The 16276-nt window shown below is 46.2% G+C and carries 13 protein-coding genes and 1 riboswitch; of the genes, 5 read left to right on the forward strand and 8 right to left on the reverse strand.

Translation table 11 applies throughout. The features are described 5' to 3' along the window. Positions 1–20: 20 nt before the first annotated feature. Entirely contained in the window at positions 21–908 is an 888-nt protein-coding gene (locus PAEAM_RS29565; RefSeq protein ID WP_036606974.1) for a cation diffusion facilitator family transporter, read from the reverse strand. A gap of 290 nt (positions 909–1198) precedes the next feature. Between PAEAM_RS29565 and PAEAM_RS29570 the strand changes: the two genes are divergently transcribed. Continuing rightward, positions 1199–1387 carry a hypothetical protein gene (locus PAEAM_RS29570; protein ID WP_017692261.1) on the forward strand — a complete coding sequence of 63 codons (189 nt, stop codon included), beginning with the start codon at positions 1199–1201 and terminating at the stop codon, positions 1385–1387. Positions 1388–1500: 113 nt separating this feature from the next. On the opposite strand, the gene PAEAM_RS29575 is transcribed toward PAEAM_RS29570, so the two are convergent. The 6 genes from PAEAM_RS29575 to PAEAM_RS29595 form a co-directional block, all read right to left on the reverse strand. After that, positions 1501–3126, reverse strand: coding sequence for an ABC-F family ATP-binding cassette domain-containing protein (locus tag PAEAM_RS29575; protein WP_036606972.1), 1626 nt, complete (start codon positions 3124–3126; stop codon positions 1501–1503). Between the two features lie 215 nt (positions 3127–3341). Then, positions 3342–4379, reverse strand: coding sequence for an MBL fold metallo-hydrolase (locus PAEAM_RS29580; protein WP_100529822.1), 1038 nt, complete (start codon positions 4377–4379; stop codon positions 3342–3344). Between the two features lie 71 nt (positions 4380–4450). Next, positions 4451–4606, reverse strand: a complete 156-nt coding sequence (gene cydS / locus PAEAM_RS32060; protein ID WP_165790098.1) for a cytochrome bd oxidase small subunit CydS family protein — start codon at positions 4604–4606, stop codon at positions 4451–4453. A gap of 8 nt (positions 4607–4614) precedes the next feature. After that, positions 4615–5649, reverse strand: coding sequence for a cytochrome d ubiquinol oxidase subunit II (locus PAEAM_RS29585; protein ID WP_076328904.1), 1035 nt, complete (start codon positions 5647–5649; stop codon positions 4615–4617). Further along, positions 5646–6992 (reverse strand): cytochrome ubiquinol oxidase subunit I, encoded by a 1347-nt coding sequence (locus PAEAM_RS29590; RefSeq protein WP_036606964.1) that lies wholly within the window; start codon positions 6990–6992, stop codon positions 5646–5648. Before PAEAM_RS29590 ends, PAEAM_RS29585 begins: the two co-directional genes overlap by 4 nt. 384 nt (positions 6993–7376) lie before the next feature. After that, positions 7377–10223, reverse strand: a complete 2847-nt coding sequence (locus tag PAEAM_RS29595; RefSeq protein WP_100529823.1) for a PAS domain-containing sensor histidine kinase — start codon at positions 10221–10223, stop codon at positions 7377–7379. 344 nt (positions 10224–10567) lie between these two features. On the opposite strand from PAEAM_RS29595, the gene PAEAM_RS29600 reads away from it, so the two are divergent. Beyond that, the gene (locus PAEAM_RS29600; RefSeq protein WP_036668013.1) at positions 10568–11266 is read left to right on the forward strand and encodes a response regulator transcription factor; all 699 of its coding nucleotides are present in this window, start codon (positions 10568–10570) and stop codon (positions 11264–11266) included. Between the two features lie 48 nt (positions 11267–11314). On the opposite strand, the gene PAEAM_RS29605 is transcribed toward PAEAM_RS29600, so the two are convergent. Beyond that, on the reverse strand, positions 11315–11734 hold the full coding sequence (locus PAEAM_RS29605; RefSeq protein ID WP_100529824.1) for a hypothetical protein: 420 nt from the start codon (positions 11732–11734) through the stop codon (positions 11315–11317). 241 nt (positions 11735–11975) lie between these two features. Between PAEAM_RS29605 and PAEAM_RS29610 the strand changes: the two genes are divergently transcribed. From PAEAM_RS29610 to PAEAM_RS29620, 3 genes are all read left to right on the forward strand, one after another. Next, positions 11976–13118 (forward strand): virulence factor, encoded by a 1143-nt coding sequence (locus PAEAM_RS29610; RefSeq protein WP_036668016.1) that lies wholly within the window; start codon positions 11976–11978, stop codon positions 13116–13118. Positions 13119–13264: 146 nt separating this feature from the next. Further along, a riboswitch (Lysine riboswitch) is annotated at positions 13265–13480 on the forward strand. Between the two features lie 119 nt (positions 13481–13599). Beyond that, entirely contained in the window at positions 13600–15081 is a 1482-nt protein-coding gene (locus tag PAEAM_RS29615; RefSeq protein WP_100529825.1) for an amino acid permease, read from the forward strand. Between the two features lie 429 nt (positions 15082–15510). After that, positions 15511–16152 (forward strand): class D sortase, encoded by a 642-nt coding sequence (locus PAEAM_RS29620; protein ID WP_100529826.1) that lies wholly within the window; start codon positions 15511–15513, stop codon positions 16150–16152. Positions 16153–16276: the final 124 nt, after the last annotated feature.

The following is a 16276-nucleotide window of genomic DNA, read 5'->3' on the forward strand; positions in this document are numbered from 1 at the left end:
CCAAGATGTTCACTCCCTGTTCAAGGGTTCCTTGTGACTTCTTCCGTCTTTGGTTCCACATGTACATGTACATGCATGATGTTATGCGATCGCTTCAACCGCTCTTCAACACGGTCACAGATCTGATGGCCTTCAATCAAGCTTAGGCCTCCGTCCACTTCAATGACTACATCCACAAGTACATGACTGCCGTGCACACGTGCCTTCACGTCCTTGATCATCTCAACACCGGGAACGCGTGCTACGGAGGATCTGAGATCCGTCAGTTCCTTCTGGTCAAATCCGTCGGTAAGACGATGTGTAGAATCCCGAAAAATCTCCCAAGCCGTTTTGCAGATCAACAGACCTACAGCAATGGCAGCTACTTTATCCAGCCATGGAAGTCCAAACTGCGCACCTATAATTCCAATTGCAGCGCCTATGCTGACCCAGGCATCGGAACGATTATCTTTCGCCGCAGCCATCAGAGCCTGACTATTAATTTGTTTTGCCAGACGGTGATTGTAACGGTACACGCCTAGCATCACCACAGCACAGACTACAGCCACCGCTGCCGCCCACAGGTTTGGAGCAACAAAGGCTCCTTCATACCAGGAGCGAACGGCTTCAACCAATACTTGCAGCCCAACCATAGCCATAATAAATGAAGCTACCAAAGCAGCAACCGTCTCCGCTCTAAAATGACCATAGGCATGATCCGAATCAGGTGGTTTCTGGGAGATCCGAAGCCCAATCAGTACAGCAATGGATGCTACAATATCTGTAAGGTTATTAAAACCATCGGCCAGCAAGGCGCTGGAAGCAAATAAATATCCACAGATCAGCTTAAAAGCGGACAAGACGAGATAGGCTACGATACTAACCCAAGCCCCTCGCTCCCCTTTTCGAATTTCTTCATAAGCGTTCAAACCGGGCGACACCCCTTTAACGTTTCGTATTACGGTTTTTCCATGTTACCAAATGCGGAGCGTGTGGGTCTACAGAAACAGTGTTGCCAGGTTGCATTGCTGTAGGCAAGCCGAAACAAAGTTGCCAGACGGCAGGGCTGTAGTTATTGAGAAAAAATGTTGGCCTGGGTAAAACCAAAGGTTTTGAGCATTTTATCAGGTTGCCCTTGTGGGGCTTTTATAAAACGTATAAAATAGGTACATCCCGTCCAATCTGGACGGCTCACTGTAAGACCGGGAGGGAAATAACGATGAGCGAAAATAACGAACCGAAAAAGGTCAGTTTGCAGGATGCTATACGCCAAAAACTGGCGCAAAAGAAAGAACAAGCAAATTCTGGTAACCAATCCAGCGCCTACTTTGAAGGCGGACCTAAAGCGATGAAGAGTCAAAACAACAAAAAGCCTAACAACCAACGTCGCCGTACTGGTGGATCTTAGGTCTTAAAGCCGCCGAGAAACCATTGAATTACAAAAAGAACCGCAAGCCCTCTTCACAGAGGCTTGCGGTTCTTTGGTGTTCCTATAATCATGTGCCGCAGATGATGCTTAGATTAAGCTTCTACCGGATACATTTTATTGCGCAGTTCTTTGATTTCATCACTTTCCAGATATTCGTCATAGCTCATTTGGCGATCGATGATGCCTGTTGGCGTAATTTCGATAATCCGGTTAGCAATCGTTTGGATGAACTGATGGTCATGGGATGTAAACAGCATTGTGCCGTCAAAGTCAATCATACCGTTATTCAGTGCTGTGATGGATTCAAGATCCAAGTGGTTCGTTGGCTCATCCAGAATCAGTGCGTTTGCACCTGTCTGCATCATTTTTGCCAGCATACAACGAACCTTCTCCCCCCCGGAGAGTACGCTAGCCTTCTTCTGGGACTCCTCACCGGAGAACAGCATACGGCCCAAGAATCCACGCAGATACGTTTCATCCTGATCTTTCGAATACTGACGGAGCCAATCCACGAGAGTCATGTCTACACCGTCAAAATACTGAGAGTTGTCTTTCGGGAAATAAGCCTGAGTCGTCGTTATACCCCAAGTATATTCGCCGCTATCTGCTTCGGTTTCACCCATGAGAATATCAAATAACAGTGATTTGGCATTTCCGTTCGGGCCAACAAATGCAATTTTGTCACCTTTGTTCACCACAAAGCTCACATCATTCAACATTTTCACACCATCGATGGATTTGTCAATACGATCTACCGTCAGCAATTGTTTACCTGCTTCACGTTCAGGCTTGAAGTTGATGAACGGGTATTTACGGTTGGATGGACGAAGGTCATCCAATGTGATTTTGTCGAGTGTTTTCTTCCGGGAAGTCGCCTGTTTGGACTTCGAAGCGTTCGCAGAGAAACGTTGAATAAAGGCTTGTAGCTCTTTAATCTTCTCTTCTTTTTTCTTGTTGGCATCCCGCTGCAGAGCAAGTGCCAATTGGCTGGACTCATACCAGAAGTCATAGTTACCTACGTACATCTGGATTTTACCGAAGTCAATATCTGCGATATGCGTACATACCTTGTTCAGGAAGTGACGGTCATGGGATACCACAATAACGGTACCTTCATAATCCATCAGGAAGTTCTCCAGCCATTGAATGGATTCGAGATCCAAGTGGTTGGTAGGCTCATCGAGCAACAGGTTGTTTGGACGGCCAAACAACGCTTGTGCCAGCAATACACGGACTTTTTCGTTTCCGCTCAGCTCTATCATTTTTTTGTCATGCATGTCACGAACAATGCCAAGACCGATCAGGAGCGCCGCTGCATCTGGTTCAGCATCCCAGCCGTTTTGCTCAGCGAATTCCCCTTCAAGCTCACCTGCACGCAAACCGTCTTCTTCTGTGAAGTCTGCCTTCGCATACAAAGCATCCTTCTCTTTCATGATGGAATACAGACGACTATGACCCATAATTACCGTTTCGAGAACCGGATACTCATCATATTCAAAGTGGTTTTGCTTCAAAACGGCCATACGTTCGCCCGGGGTGATGTGCACCTCTCCCGAGTTGGCTTCAATCTCACCAGACAAAATTTTCAAGAATGTTGATTTGCCGGCTCCGTTGGCGCCGATCAGGCCGTAACAGTTCCCTGGCGTGAATTTGATATTTACATCTTCAAAAAGTGCACGTTTTCCGTAGCGGAGCGTGATGCCGCTTGTACTGATCATTAAGCATACCATCCTTTATTGGTTAATCTGCATACTGCATGAATAGCAAGTTGCGTAAATCATGGATTCAATATCCCGATGCCTATTCTGGCACCATATTATAACACAAAAAAGCGGCAAATTCGAAAATTGGCCGCTTTTTACTTATTAAAGATTTGGTAAATGTACTGTTCATGCAGGCATACCCCTACATTAACATATTTGGCTCACTTTTGTTAGCCCTGTTTACCTTCCTCGTGGTGAATGCGGAGTGTTTCGCCATGACCAAGCACCCGAATCCGCTCTTTACCAATGCCTAAACGTTCACGTTCAACTTCCAGCCGATCCAGCGCTTCCTTGGGCGTATCATCCGCCAGCTTGAATGTGCCGTAATGCATTGGCACCATGAGCTGTGAGCCGGATTCAACGAACCCCTGCAGCGCTTCTTCGGGTGTCACATGCTGAGAAGTCATGAACCATTCCGGATCGTAGGCACCGATGGGCATCAGGGTAACACCAATGTCAAAGCGTTCTCCAATCGTTTTGAAACCCTGGAAGTAACCTGTATCACCCACAAAATACAACACAGGCGGGCCGCCGGATGTATCGTTCTTCCCTGATTCCGTGGATGACTCATCCTGATTGCTCGTTGTTGCAACACTTTCCGCTGCTGAAGTCGTTGCCGAATGATTCGATTCCAATACATAACCGCCCCAATGGGACGTATTGGTGTCAAACAACGTTCGGCGCGTCCAGTGCTGTGCAGGAACAAAAGTTATTTTGACTCCGCCAAGTGTCATATGATCCCACCATTTCATCTCCTGGCATCGATGGAATCCTTTGCGAATCATCTTGCGCTTGAGACCATCGGGTACGATCAGCAACGTCTTGGCTGTAATCAGCTTACGCAAGGAAGCCAGATGCAGATGATCATAGTGGGAATGGGATATCAGAATCACATCCAACGGTGGAATATCCTGAATCGGAATGCCGGGGGCACCGAGCCTTCGTTGAAATCCCATTTTTTCGGCCCACACCGGGTCAGTCACGATGTTCAATCCATAATATTGAATGAAAAACGTGGAGTGACCAATCCAGGTAATACTTGTGTCATCCCGGTTGGCATGCAGATAATCCAGTTCAGGCGGGTGTTTGGGCACGGTGTAGGAGTAGTCCTTCACTTTGCTCCGCCGTTGCTCCCTCCATTGTTTGAATTCCTTCAGCGTTTTGTCCGTACTTACATTATCGATATTGTTATAACGGATTTTTGGCATGAAAGGGCCCTCCTCCCTTCCTCATTTCTTAACAACAGATTACCCCAAACGGGAATGGACGTACCAACCAATCAATCCTTTGGGTTCTTATATACGGCCAGATATATAAACAGAAAGACAATAGCAGCCGCAATGATCAGTGGAGGGGCGTACATAATGGTGAATGTCTCAAAAAAGCTCAATCCGGTTATACCGGGTATTCCCGTGACTCCCTCAGTAGTGACCATGAACAGACTCATCCTTTCTTTTTACCAGAATTACCGCGCACATAATTGGCATCAAACAGGAACAGCTTCATAATCAGCACAAGCGAAGGAATGAGCACGAGTAACCCCAGACTAAACGCTGTAATGAGCGCAATCCCCATCGTGCGATTCGTAAAGCCGTCGTAAATATTGATGTAAGGATACAGAATGTACGGAAGGTGGGATCGCCCGTAACCATACCAGGCAAAGGCAAACTGAAGCATGACAGCAACAAAACACCAACCTAGATATTTACTTTTCCACACCAGCGACACGGCAATGACAAAACAAATAAACGAAGCGATGAACATCCACGAAATATTCACCATCTGCTCAAAGTGTGCGGGATTCTGTTTGTTAATCTGCAGAAAAGCCAGAAAGCTTGCAAAAATGGTAGGCAAACTCCAGAGCAGCGCGTACTCTCGAAGCACCTCATATGCCGGCTCATCCCCCGCCCGTTTTGCATAATAGGATAGAAACATCGCCGAGATGTAGAGCACACTAACCAGTGCAAGCAAAACAACCGACCATGTATAGGGATTCGTCAAAAATTCACGCCAGCGAAAAAATACCTGATCGCCCACCTCTTCAATGATCCCGCCTTCGGATATTGCCAAAATGGTGGAGAACACGGCTGGAATCAGCAATCCCGTCGCCCCGTACAATGCCATATAGATCCGGCTGTTCTGCCCATGATTGCCATAGGTATTGTAGGCGTAATACACGCCCCGGATCGCAAGCAGTACAATGGCCAGGGAACCCGGAACCAGCAAAGCAGTCCCGTAATAAAAGGCGCTATCCGGATAAAACCCGACCAGTCCGACCACAAAAAAGATCAAAAACACATTCGTCACTTCCCACACGGGAGACAGGTAGCGCTGAATGATGTTATGAATTTTGTTCTCATGCCCGGTCAAAATGCTATAAAAGCTGAAGAACCCGGCGCCAAAATCAATCGAAGCAACGATCAGGTAACCGAACAAAAACGTCCATAATATTGCGATGCCTGCAATTTCGAAACTCAATGCACGATCCCTCCTTCAAGCCCCAGAGACTCTAGTTCCTTCTCTGCTTCCTTGTTACGGAACAGCTTGCTGAGTACCCGAATGCACGAGAAACACAGGATCAGATACAGCAAGATGAACAACACTAACATCCATCCTACCGAAGTTGACGTCGTGGCTGCTTCCGCCACCTTCATATATCCGCGTAAGATCCAAGGCTGCCTGCCAACTTCAGCGAACATCCACCCCAACTCGATCGCAATCATGGCCAGAGGCCCCAGCAAGACGATGCCAAGCAGCAGCCATTTGGGATAGGGCTTGCGCCCTGGCAACCACCGCCGCAGTACATATAACACAGGAATCATCAGTATAATCACTCCCGTTGTGACCTTCAGGTCGAACATATAGTGAATAGACAACGGTGGTCTCAGATCCGCCGGAAATTCTTCGAGACCCTTCACTTCCGTATCTGGTCGATTACCCGCCAAAATGCTAAGGGCATACGGTATCTCAATCGCATATTTCACTTCATTGTTCTCATCCAAAATCCCCCCGTAGACGAGCGGTGCCTCTTTCATCGTCTTGAAATGCCATTCTGCGGCAGCCAACTTCTCCGGCTGATATTTCGCGAGGAATTTACCGGAGGAATCGCCGATCATGACGGTACTGATGGCAAATACGAGCGCAGATACCGTCGTGAGTTTCAGTGCTTTTTTGTAATACACATGATCCCGTCCCCGAAGCAAACTGAAGGCGGCTATCCCCGCCAGAATACCTGCACTCAAGGTGTAGGATGAGGCGAGTACATGGGACACTTTGGTTGGCGTTGCCGGATTCAACATGGCAGCAATCGGATGAATGTCTTTCATGATGCCATTAATCAGGGTAAATCCCTGAGGCTGGTTCATGAAGGAATTCACCGTTGTAATGAAAATCGCAGATGCAGATGAGCCGAGAGCTACCGGAATCAACAGCAGCATATGCGTATATTTCTTTTTGAAACGATCCCACGTATAGAGGTAAATTCCTAGAAAGATCGCCTCTATAAAAAAGGCAAACGTCTCCATGAACAGCGGCAGGGCGATTGCCTGCCCCGCTACCCGCATAAACATCGGCCACAGCAGACTGAGCTGTAATCCGATCGAGGTGCCTGTAACAACGCCCACGGCAACGGTGATGACAAAACCTCGTGCCCACCGGCGTGCCAGCAAGGTGTAATGCATATCATTGGTTCGGAGTCCTCGCCACTCGGCCAAGGCAATCATAAGTGGAACACCTACACCGATAGAGGCAAAAATAATGTGTACAAACAGGGTAAGGCCGGTTAGTATCCGGCTGAGCAAAACAGGGTCCAGGGATGACATGGTTACACTCCTCTTTCACATAATCGTTATGTACGACAGCAGTTACTCGCTTGAACATGTATCTCAATAACTCATAATTCGGATGATGCTCTTCACAACGGCATACAGCACAACCACAGCTGCAACCAGACAGACGATAATGAGTGTTTTCTCTTGTTTACGGAACATATACCTGCCGTCCTCCTTTTGCATGGGATGCAAATTATGGCTCTATAGACAGTTTGCAAAAGAAGTTGTTTTTTTATCCGGGGAAATTGAAAAACAAAAAAAGCCTTTCCCCTTATCACGCTCACGCGTTGAAGGGCAAAGGCTCTATTCGTAGGTCTCGTACATAAACTTGGTTCATAAAAAAAGTGAAATACATTTCTTCATCCAATCTTAAATTCACACCAATACGTCCTGCTTGGGCAGTCGGACCTTGAACGTACTTCCTTTGTCCGGTGCAGATATAAAAGTCAGCGTACCCTTGTGATCCTCTACAATTTTACGGGAAATGTACAACCCAATTCCTGTTCCACCAATCTGCCGATGATCCGAATTATCGACCCGATAGAATTTATTGAACAGCATGTCCTTCTCTTGCTCCGCAATACCTATTCCGTAATCACGCACATCAAGACATAACCATTCCTCTTCTTCCCATAACGTAATATCAATACGATCGGCTCCCGGCGAATACTTAACTGCATTGCCCACCAGATTATGCAGAACCTGAACCATCCTGTTCTGGTCCGCATAAGCAAAGAAGTCTCCATTAAACGTATGCACGTAGATACGTTGGGTAGACTTCATATTCCACTGTTCGGCAACCCCTTCTACCAACTCAACCAGCGGTACATACGTCATGTGGTAAGTCATACCTTCGTTGTCTAGCCGCTGAATATCAAGTACATCATCGAGCAAACTGCTCAGCCGCTTGCCCTCCGAAGAGATGGTCTGCATGAATTCCCGCTGCTGAGCTGCCGGAAGGTCATACATCATCATTAATTCCACATAACCCATAATGGTGGCTACAGGCGTTCGAAGCTCATGAGATACCACACTGATCAGCTCATTTTTCATCCGATCCAGCCGTTCTTCTCCTGTCCGGTCACGGAACACCAGCAGAAATCCATGGTTTTTACCCGGGACATCCATCTGCTTCATGTACAAGGAAAATACACTTTTATCCACATTATTGAATATAAATTCGGTCTCGATAAACGCTGTTTCTCCATTCAGGAATGCTCTTGTCTGTTCCATCAGATTGAAGTTGTCCGTTAATACCATCGTATCAATCGCCTGCGCCAAATCCTCAATGGATCTTCCCATAAAATCACCCAAACCAAACATCTCTTCTATCCTTCGGTTGACGATGGTTATGGTCCCTGATCGATCAGACATCACGAGCCCTTCTCGTACGGATTCAATAAATTGCTCACTGATATCTCGCTGTTCCTGGATCGCAATCTTCTCATTGAACAACTCCGAGTTCAGCTTCTCCAGCGCAAGGGCATGACGTACACGATCTTCTTCTGCTCTGGTCCGCTCCGTAATATCCTTAATAAACAGGTTATATAATGTCTCATTTTTGCCCAACTGGATCTCAACAATTTTGTACTCAATCGGAAATACGGAACCATCCCGGCGGATACCTGAAATTTCTTCAACGATGGTGTATCTTTTACCTTCAATATATTCAAATCGCTCCAGCAAATTCTTGATCTCACTGCAGCTGGCCCCTTGAAAAAGAGATGGTGCTTCCTTGTGCAGGATCACTTCTTCCCGAAGCAATCCAAACATTCTTTCGGCCTCCGGATTAAACTCAACGATGGTTCCATTCGAGTCTACAGCGATAATCGCATCTATTGACGATTCAATAATTGCACGTTTGACTTCTTCACTATTCTTGAGTTCCTTGGTCCGCTCTATGACCCTGTCCTCCAGCGTTAACTTATCGTGACGAATCTGTTCGAATTGTTCCAGCAGTACATCAGCCATTTTACGCAAATTACCAATAAGAATCTGCACTTCAGTTACATGGCTCGTTGGCCACTCCATCTTCCCATTTCGAAACAGCAACCTCGGAAGAGAACCTGTCATTCTGGTTAGTCTTAAGAGTGGACTAACGACCTTACTGCTCAGAGGAGCCGCTACAATCATGGAAGCCACGATGATCAGGAACAGGTATTGCAATGTGGTAAGATAGATCGATTCTATTCGAGGATAATACTTGGTTGAGCTGGTCTCAATGAATACCCGATAAGGTGTTACAGCTGTCATCTCCGCTTCATAGATGAAAGATGCCTGTTTCCAGTGATTCAATACAGCACTGTAATGAATATTCTCAGAGCTTAATAGCATAAGGTTATCTTTCGACTTAAGGAGACTGTATCTATCCATGTCCAGATACTCACCAGCCTGTAGTGTATTCAAACCAGAAGTAACGACTGTATCATTCCGATTCAGCAGAATCACATTCACACCCAATAAATGATGATACCGTGCCATGTTCTGATCCATATTCTCCGAGGTAACATACTGTTCGTCCAGATCCTGAACAACAGCACTTGCTGCATGTTTCATATCAAGTATAATGGCATCATTCATTTGACTTAATTGTCTGCGGCTATCTGCGGATAACAATAGGAGAGAAACAAACACCACAAAGGCGACTACGTATTTAAATGCGATTCTGGTGATAGGAATAGTTCCTGTACGTTTTGATTTGTGCTCACCCGTAGTAATCCAGAAGTCCACCACAATACCCGCGATCAACGCATTCACCATACCAATCACGGCAATATACATATACTCATACTTCAAATCTTCTATATTCAGTCCCAATAAATAATGTCCGCAATAGATGACGGGAAGCAGCATCACTACCCAGAAGACAGCATTAGCCTTGATTAGGCTGCCATTCTTCCAACGCAATTGCCAACCGATCATCCAGATCAGCTCAATGAAATGCGCAATCATTACCGTTAAGTTCCGCGGCTCGAAGCCGACAACGGTGGTATTTAACAGATAGATGACTGTAAGGGTGGCAAAACCATAGATGGCCCCATGCAAACGAAGAGCTATGAGTGCTGCTGCGCTGCCAACCATAAACTGCACGCCATAGAATAAGGTAAGTGGAAAAATAGTACTTAGTGAGCCAAGAATGATCAGTATGCTGGTTCCAAACCAGGGTATCCTTAGCTTCAGCACGACCCACTCCAGCAGCTGTTTTGCCTTTATAAGATCCATAAGCAATTGCCCTCATGGATCATTTTTTCTTCTGTTTTCAACAACAACGTTGGTTCCCCCTATAAACTTAAGCGGATACAATCTTACTTTTTTCCCCTCAAATCGTTCTGATCCATTATACTGTAATTAGTACTTGGTGTAGCTTTGGGAAATTTTGATTGATCGGCAACCAAACTGCATTCATGCTAGAATATTGAAGTTCACTCAAAAAGCTTATTTCTTCTCTACATATACATCCTATATTTTGGGATAGAAACATTAAAAAATTTGCGGCATTTATTCGCAATTCACCTTGTTTTTTTAGCATTTTCTTAACATATTATTTTCACCAGGAGTGTGACCCTATGACTATCAAAGTACTTCTTATAGAAGATGAGAAAAATCTGGCCGACATGATTGCTTTCTTTCTTGAGGAGGAAGGATACATCACTGAACGGGTTCATCATGCCCGCGAGGCACTTCAACTGTTTCCACAATTCCAGCCGGATATTGTTGTAACGGATCTCATGCTTCCTGAAATGGATGGAAATGATCTCGTAGAAGCCTTTCGCCAGCACTCCACTGTGCCCATTCTGATGATCTCGGCAAGCACCATGCTGAATGATCGACTTCGCGCATTGCATAATGGTGCGGATGACTTTCTGTGCAAACCATTTAGTTTGAAAGAGTTGGATGCCCGGATTAAAGCACTGCTGCGAAGATCAATTATTTCCTATAAGGATAAACCGGTAAAAGAAGACAAGCAGGCAGAGGTTACTGGACATGTGAATGTGAATGAATACAGGAGAACTCTGTTTGTGGATGGCGTTGAAATCGAGGTCACTCATATTGAGTTTGAGATTATGAAGGAATTGTACCGCAATCCAGGCAAAGTGTTCACGCGCAATGAACTGATGGATCGGATCAAAGGCTCCGAACGTGCCTATCTGGATCGTACCATTGATGTTCATATCTCAAGTCTGCGTAAAAAAATTGAGCCTGACCCCAAGAACCCACGTTATATTAAGACGGTTTGGGGAACAGGCTATAAATATGTGATCTAATATGATCGTAACGCTTGAAGGTTAAACACCTTTGGCCATATCTCTCTTTTATCTCATGGATAAGATGGGTGGTATGGCTATTTTTGAGTTATGGATAGACGACGAATGAAACCAATTTTCCATATCCTTGATTAGTTGATTCGGGTCTTGCTCGTTCCAGAGAATCATCTTCATCTCACCCGTACCTGTAATTTCTTGAAGGTGACGCTTACGAATAAGGGATTTGAAATCCGTAATGACTAGTAACGGAAGTTGTGGCATAAAAGCCCGAATGGCATTTGCTGCTGACACCGCTTCTTCGGCAACCTGATAATCAACAATACAATAACGGGCTTTCCCCCAACTTCCCCGATGTGTTTCTATCGCAGAACCAGATGTTGAGTCCTCAATCCAGTTCCTGAACAATTGAATAATATTCTCATATGCAATACGACGTTTTCCATCCGAGAGCACGGTAATGGGTTCCATAGGTATACCTCCAGTTGATTCTTATCTTTATTGTGCCAATTTTCGTTTAAAAATGTTTGTGCGTGAACATGAAAGAAGTGTTAACAAATTTCGTACTTCTTCACATTAAGTGTTAGACACGTCCACTTCACTTCTGGATGATTTCGCAGATTCCACACATTGATGTAAAATAGAGAAATACCCGTGTGATTTAATTTACGGGAAGTTAAAGATGAATCTGGTACTATAGGAGGTTACATTGATGAATATTGTTTCCATTGAACCAACACCGAGTCCAAATACGATGATGTTACATCTCGATGAACGTCTGGAGGACGGAATTCGCAAAACATATACACTGGACAACGAACGATCTGCTCCGGCGTTCATTCGCCAGATGCTTCATATTCCCGGTGTAAAGAGTGTGTTCCACACAACAGACTTTGTGGCACTTGATCGTAAAGGGAATGCCGACTGGTCCGTTATCTTGGGCGAAGTCCAAAATCGCCTTGGACAGCACGGCATCGATCTGGACTGGATTGAATCCGAAGATGGTTCAGGCGAGCACTTCGGAGAAGCACAGGTATTTGTACAATTCTTCCGAGGTGTACCGATGCAAATTAGGGTCAAGGCCGGGGTCAAGGAAGAACGAATTTCGTTGTCAGACCGCTTTGTCAAAGCCGTAACAGAAGTCGCCAGTGCAACGATGATCAAAGAACGTAAACTGAGTGATTACGGTGTTCGATATGGTGAATTGCCTGATATTGCACGTGAAGTCGAGCAGGAATTGGAAGCCGCTTACCCGCCGGAACGGCTGGAGCAAGTCATTAAACAGGCCATTGAACATGGTACCAAATCCGAAGAGTTCGTCGAGCGCCGCCGTGAATTGGATGGAGCCGAACTTGAAGAGGCTCTGCGAAACGAGGACTGGAATGTTCGCTATGCGGCATTTGACAGCATGGAGCCTACGGCAGAAAGACTGTCTCTCGTAGCCCATGCCTTGCATGACAACAAAATGCAGATACGTCGCTTGGCTGTCGTATACCTGGGTGACATTCGCACACCGGAAGCGATGGAATTGCTGTATGAAGCACTTCAGGACAGTTCTCCTGCGGTACGCCGGACTGCCGGGGATACCTTGTCGGATATCGGTGATCCTGCCGCCACTCCAGCCATGACAGCTACGTTATCCGATAAAAGTAAACTTGTACGCTGGCGTGCAGCTCGTTTTCTATATGAGGTCGGAACAGAAGAAGCAGAACAAGCCTTGCGCGTTGCAGCTGATGATCCCGAATTCGAAGTCAGTCTGCAGGCCAAGATGGCTCTGGAGCGGATCGAATCGGGCGAACAGGCTGCTGGAACGGTATGGCAGCAGATGGCTGGCCGTAACAAAAAAGAGGAATAGTCGTCTCTAGACCTCACATCCAACAATTGTTATTGCACTGGAAAACCATGCGCGTTATACTGATTGTCTGTTTACTAAACAGAACACACGGTGTTAAGTTGTGTTGTTCATAATTTCATAGACAATAGATACACCTCATCCATTGATGGTGAGGTAGAGGTCGCGGGTGCGATCAGTACGCTGATGGAGGCGCTAAGGAGCCGCTTATGAGATCAGCCGAAAGGTGTACCCGCCGAAGCTCGCTGGACGTTCCTTATACGGTCCAGTGAGCTGGGGCTGCTGTCGAAAGGCGCAGAACTGTCACGGAAGTACATTTCCTTTATATAAAGGTATGAATTCTTCTGTGTTGAGCTATCTTAATCATCTGGGACATGGTGCGGACATTGAAATATTAAAGACCGCAGGCTGATGCCTGTGGTCTTTTTGTTTTTATGAATTCAGGTATCGCAAACATCAGTATATCGAATGAAGGAGTGTTTCCATGCAAGACCGCAATAACCCAACAACAACTGGACCTTCCCTGAAAAAAGGATTACGCGCACGCCATATGACGATGATCGCCCTCGGTGGCTCAATTGGTACCGGGCTGTTTCTCGCAAGTGGTACCGCCATCTCAACCGCAGGCCCTGGTGGAGCATTAATTGCCTATGTGGCCGTTGGCATCATGGTTTATTTCCTAATGACCAGCCTTGGTGAGCTTGCTACCTTTATGCCGGACTCCGGTTCATTTAATACGTATGCCGCACGTTTTGTCGATCCTGCTCTCGGGTTCGCCATGGGCTGGAACTTTTGGTACAACTGGGCGGTAACCATTGCAGCAGAGCTTGCTGCCGCTACTGTACTCATTAAATACTGGTTCCCCGACAGTTCATCCATGTTATGGAGCTTATTGTTCCTCGTGCTGATCTTTTCCTTGAACGTGTTGTCCGTTAAAGGTTATGGAGAGTCCGAGTACTGGTTCGCCATTATCAAAGTCGCTACTGTTATCATCTTCCTGGCCGTTGGTGTGCTCATGATCTTTGGTATTATGGGCGGAGAAGCCGTTGGTTTCAGCAACTTCACCATCGGTGATGCGCCCATCCATGGCGGATTCTTCGCTGTGCTTGGTGTGTTCATGGCTGCTGGATTCTCATTTCAAGGTACCGAGCTTATCGGAGTAGCTGCCGGTGAAAGTGAAAACCCGCGCGAGAATGTCCCTCGTGCAATTCGTCAGGTATTTTGGCGCATTCTGATTTTTTACATTTTGGCGATTACCGTGATCAGTTTGATCATCCCGTATACTCATCCGAATCTGCTCAAAGGTGACCTGGAGAATATCGGTGTCAGCCCGTTTACACTGGTGTTTGAGAAAGCTGGCCTCGCCATTGCGGCTTCCGTGATGAATGCCGTTATTTTAACCTCTGTACTCTCTGCCGGTAACTCAGGCATGTACGCTTCGAGCCGTGTTCTCTATGCCCTTGCCCGTGACGGTAAAGCCCCTCGTTTCCTGGGCAAGCTGAACAAAAAGGGTATTCCCATGAATGCTTTGCTGCTTACAACAGCCGTTGGTATGTTGGCATTCCTTGCCTCCCTGTTCGGCGATGGGATTGTGTACACCTGGTTGTTGAATGCATCCGGGATGTGTGGTTTTATCACTTGGCTGGGTATCGCTATCAGTCATTATCGCTTCCGTCGTGCATACGTTGCACAAGGCAGGGATCTGAGCGATCTGCCTTACCGTGCACGCTGGTTCCCGTTTGGGCCGATCTTTGCTTTTGTCCTGTGTATCATCGTGATCATCGGACAGAACTATCAGGCATTCACGGGTGATCAGATCGACTGGAGTGGAGCCATCGTTGCCTACTTGAGCGTACCCCTGTTCCTGGTGTTGTGGCTCGGTTACAAATGGATCAAAAAGACCAAAGTGGTGCCGCTGCAGGAATGTGACTTCACACCTACGGATTCACCAGCTGATAAGCACTAACGAAGCAATATTTACACTTGCCACTTCGATGACAGAATAACCTTCCGATCGCTGTTATCCCCAGATTTTTTGATTCACTTTTACAAAGGTGAAAATCTGGTGATAAAGGCGCAGCGTATGCTTACGAAGTAGCTTTCTTGCAGAAAGCTTTTAGCTTCGCTTCTTCACGTTATTTCTGTCCTCTACGTTCTCATGTAAATGGTTAGTTCAGCTTATACAACTGATACGATTTAACTTCATATTAAAAAAACCTCCCCTTGGCGTTGCAGTCTTCCTACTGTAGCGAAACGGGGAGGTTTTGTTTTGGATCAGCTTCCCCCTCTGAACATTTCTGTACGTCCTTTCGTCCCTGTCCATATTTTGTATAGGTCGGTAAGTAGAATAGAGAAAGGTATACTATTTTTCTTGGACAACGGGAGTTGATGTATAATGAAAAAATTCTCTATTCTGCTCGTTCTATTGGGCATCCTGATCATCAGCTTTCCTTTCCTGCGGGAAACGTATTATGACTGGCAGCAAACCCGTGTCATGAACGATCTGGAGCAATTGCAAAACGGCTTGTCTAAGCTTAATCACTCCTTCGAACAAGGCATACAGGATGCAGTTTCTGCCGAGCCAACTACTGACAATACAGGTACAGTGCAAGAGGTCTCATCGGATACGTTGGGGGTGTTATCGATTGACAAGATTGATGTCCGCTTACCGATTCTGGAGGGTGCAACGGAAGCCAACATGAAGGTAGCTGCAACCCATCTTGTTGAAACCACCAGTATCGGGAACAAAGGTAATGCTGCGATAGCCGCTCATCGCGCCCACAAAAAAGGACGACTGTTCAATCGTCTGGGAGAACTCCAGATTGGTGATTCAATGGAAGTCACCCTGGCAGATCGAACGATTATCCAGTATAAGGTAGATCAGATCTCCGTTGTGGAGCCAACTGACTTATCTGTGCTGGAGGATCCCGGGCTTGGACAGGTCCTTACCTTGATTACCTGTGATCCACTCGTCAATCCAACACATCGCCTAATTGTAAGAGCTATTGCAGTGAAACCAACTGTTACGGGGACCTGATCCTCCCTAAATATCACCCAAAAATACCCTCTTAGCATATTCACACGTCGACGCTAAGTCTTCGTAGTGATTGCTAGAGGGTATTTCTATCTACACACGATGAATTTTAGATACTGCGTGTTTC

It is taken from the genome of Paenibacillus sp. GM1FR (genome assembly GCF_002803315.1).
Taxonomy (GTDB): domain Bacteria; phylum Bacillota; class Bacilli; order Paenibacillales; family Paenibacillaceae; genus Paenibacillus; species Paenibacillus amylolyticus.

Coding starts and splice junctions, on each gene's coding strand:
- PAEAM_RS29570 (WP_017692261.1), top strand. CDS start 1,199: ATGAGCGAAAATAACGAACCGAAAAAGGTCAGTTTGCAGGATGCTATA.
- PAEAM_RS29575 (WP_036606972.1), bottom strand. CDS start 3,126: ATGATCAGTACAAGCGGCATCACGCTCCGCTACGGAAAACGTGCACTT.
- PAEAM_RS29580 (WP_100529822.1), bottom strand. CDS start 4,379: ATGCCAAAAATCCGTTATAACAATATCGATAATGTAAGTACGGACAAA.
- cydS (WP_165790098.1), bottom strand. CDS start 4,606: ATGGTCACTACTGAGGGAGTCACGGGAATACCCGGTATAACCGGATTG.
- PAEAM_RS29590 (WP_036606964.1), bottom strand. CDS start 6,992: ATGTCATCCCTGGACCCTGTTTTGCTCAGCCGGATACTAACCGGCCTT.
- PAEAM_RS29595 (WP_100529823.1), bottom strand. CDS start 10,223: ATGGATCTTATAAAGGCAAAACAGCTGCTGGAGTGGGTCGTGCTGAAG.
- PAEAM_RS29600 (WP_036668013.1), top strand. CDS start 10,568: ATGACTATCAAAGTACTTCTTATAGAAGATGAGAAAAATCTGGCCGAC.
- PAEAM_RS29605 (WP_100529824.1), bottom strand. CDS start 11,734: ATGGAACCCATTACCGTGCTCTCGGATGGAAAACGTCGTATTGCATAT.
- PAEAM_RS29610 (WP_036668016.1), top strand. CDS start 11,976: ATGAATATTGTTTCCATTGAACCAACACCGAGTCCAAATACGATGATG.
- PAEAM_RS29615 (WP_100529825.1), top strand. CDS start 13,600: ATGCAAGACCGCAATAACCCAACAACAACTGGACCTTCCCTGAAAAAA.
- PAEAM_RS29620 (WP_100529826.1), top strand. CDS start 15,511: ATGAAAAAATTCTCTATTCTGCTCGTTCTATTGGGCATCCTGATCATC.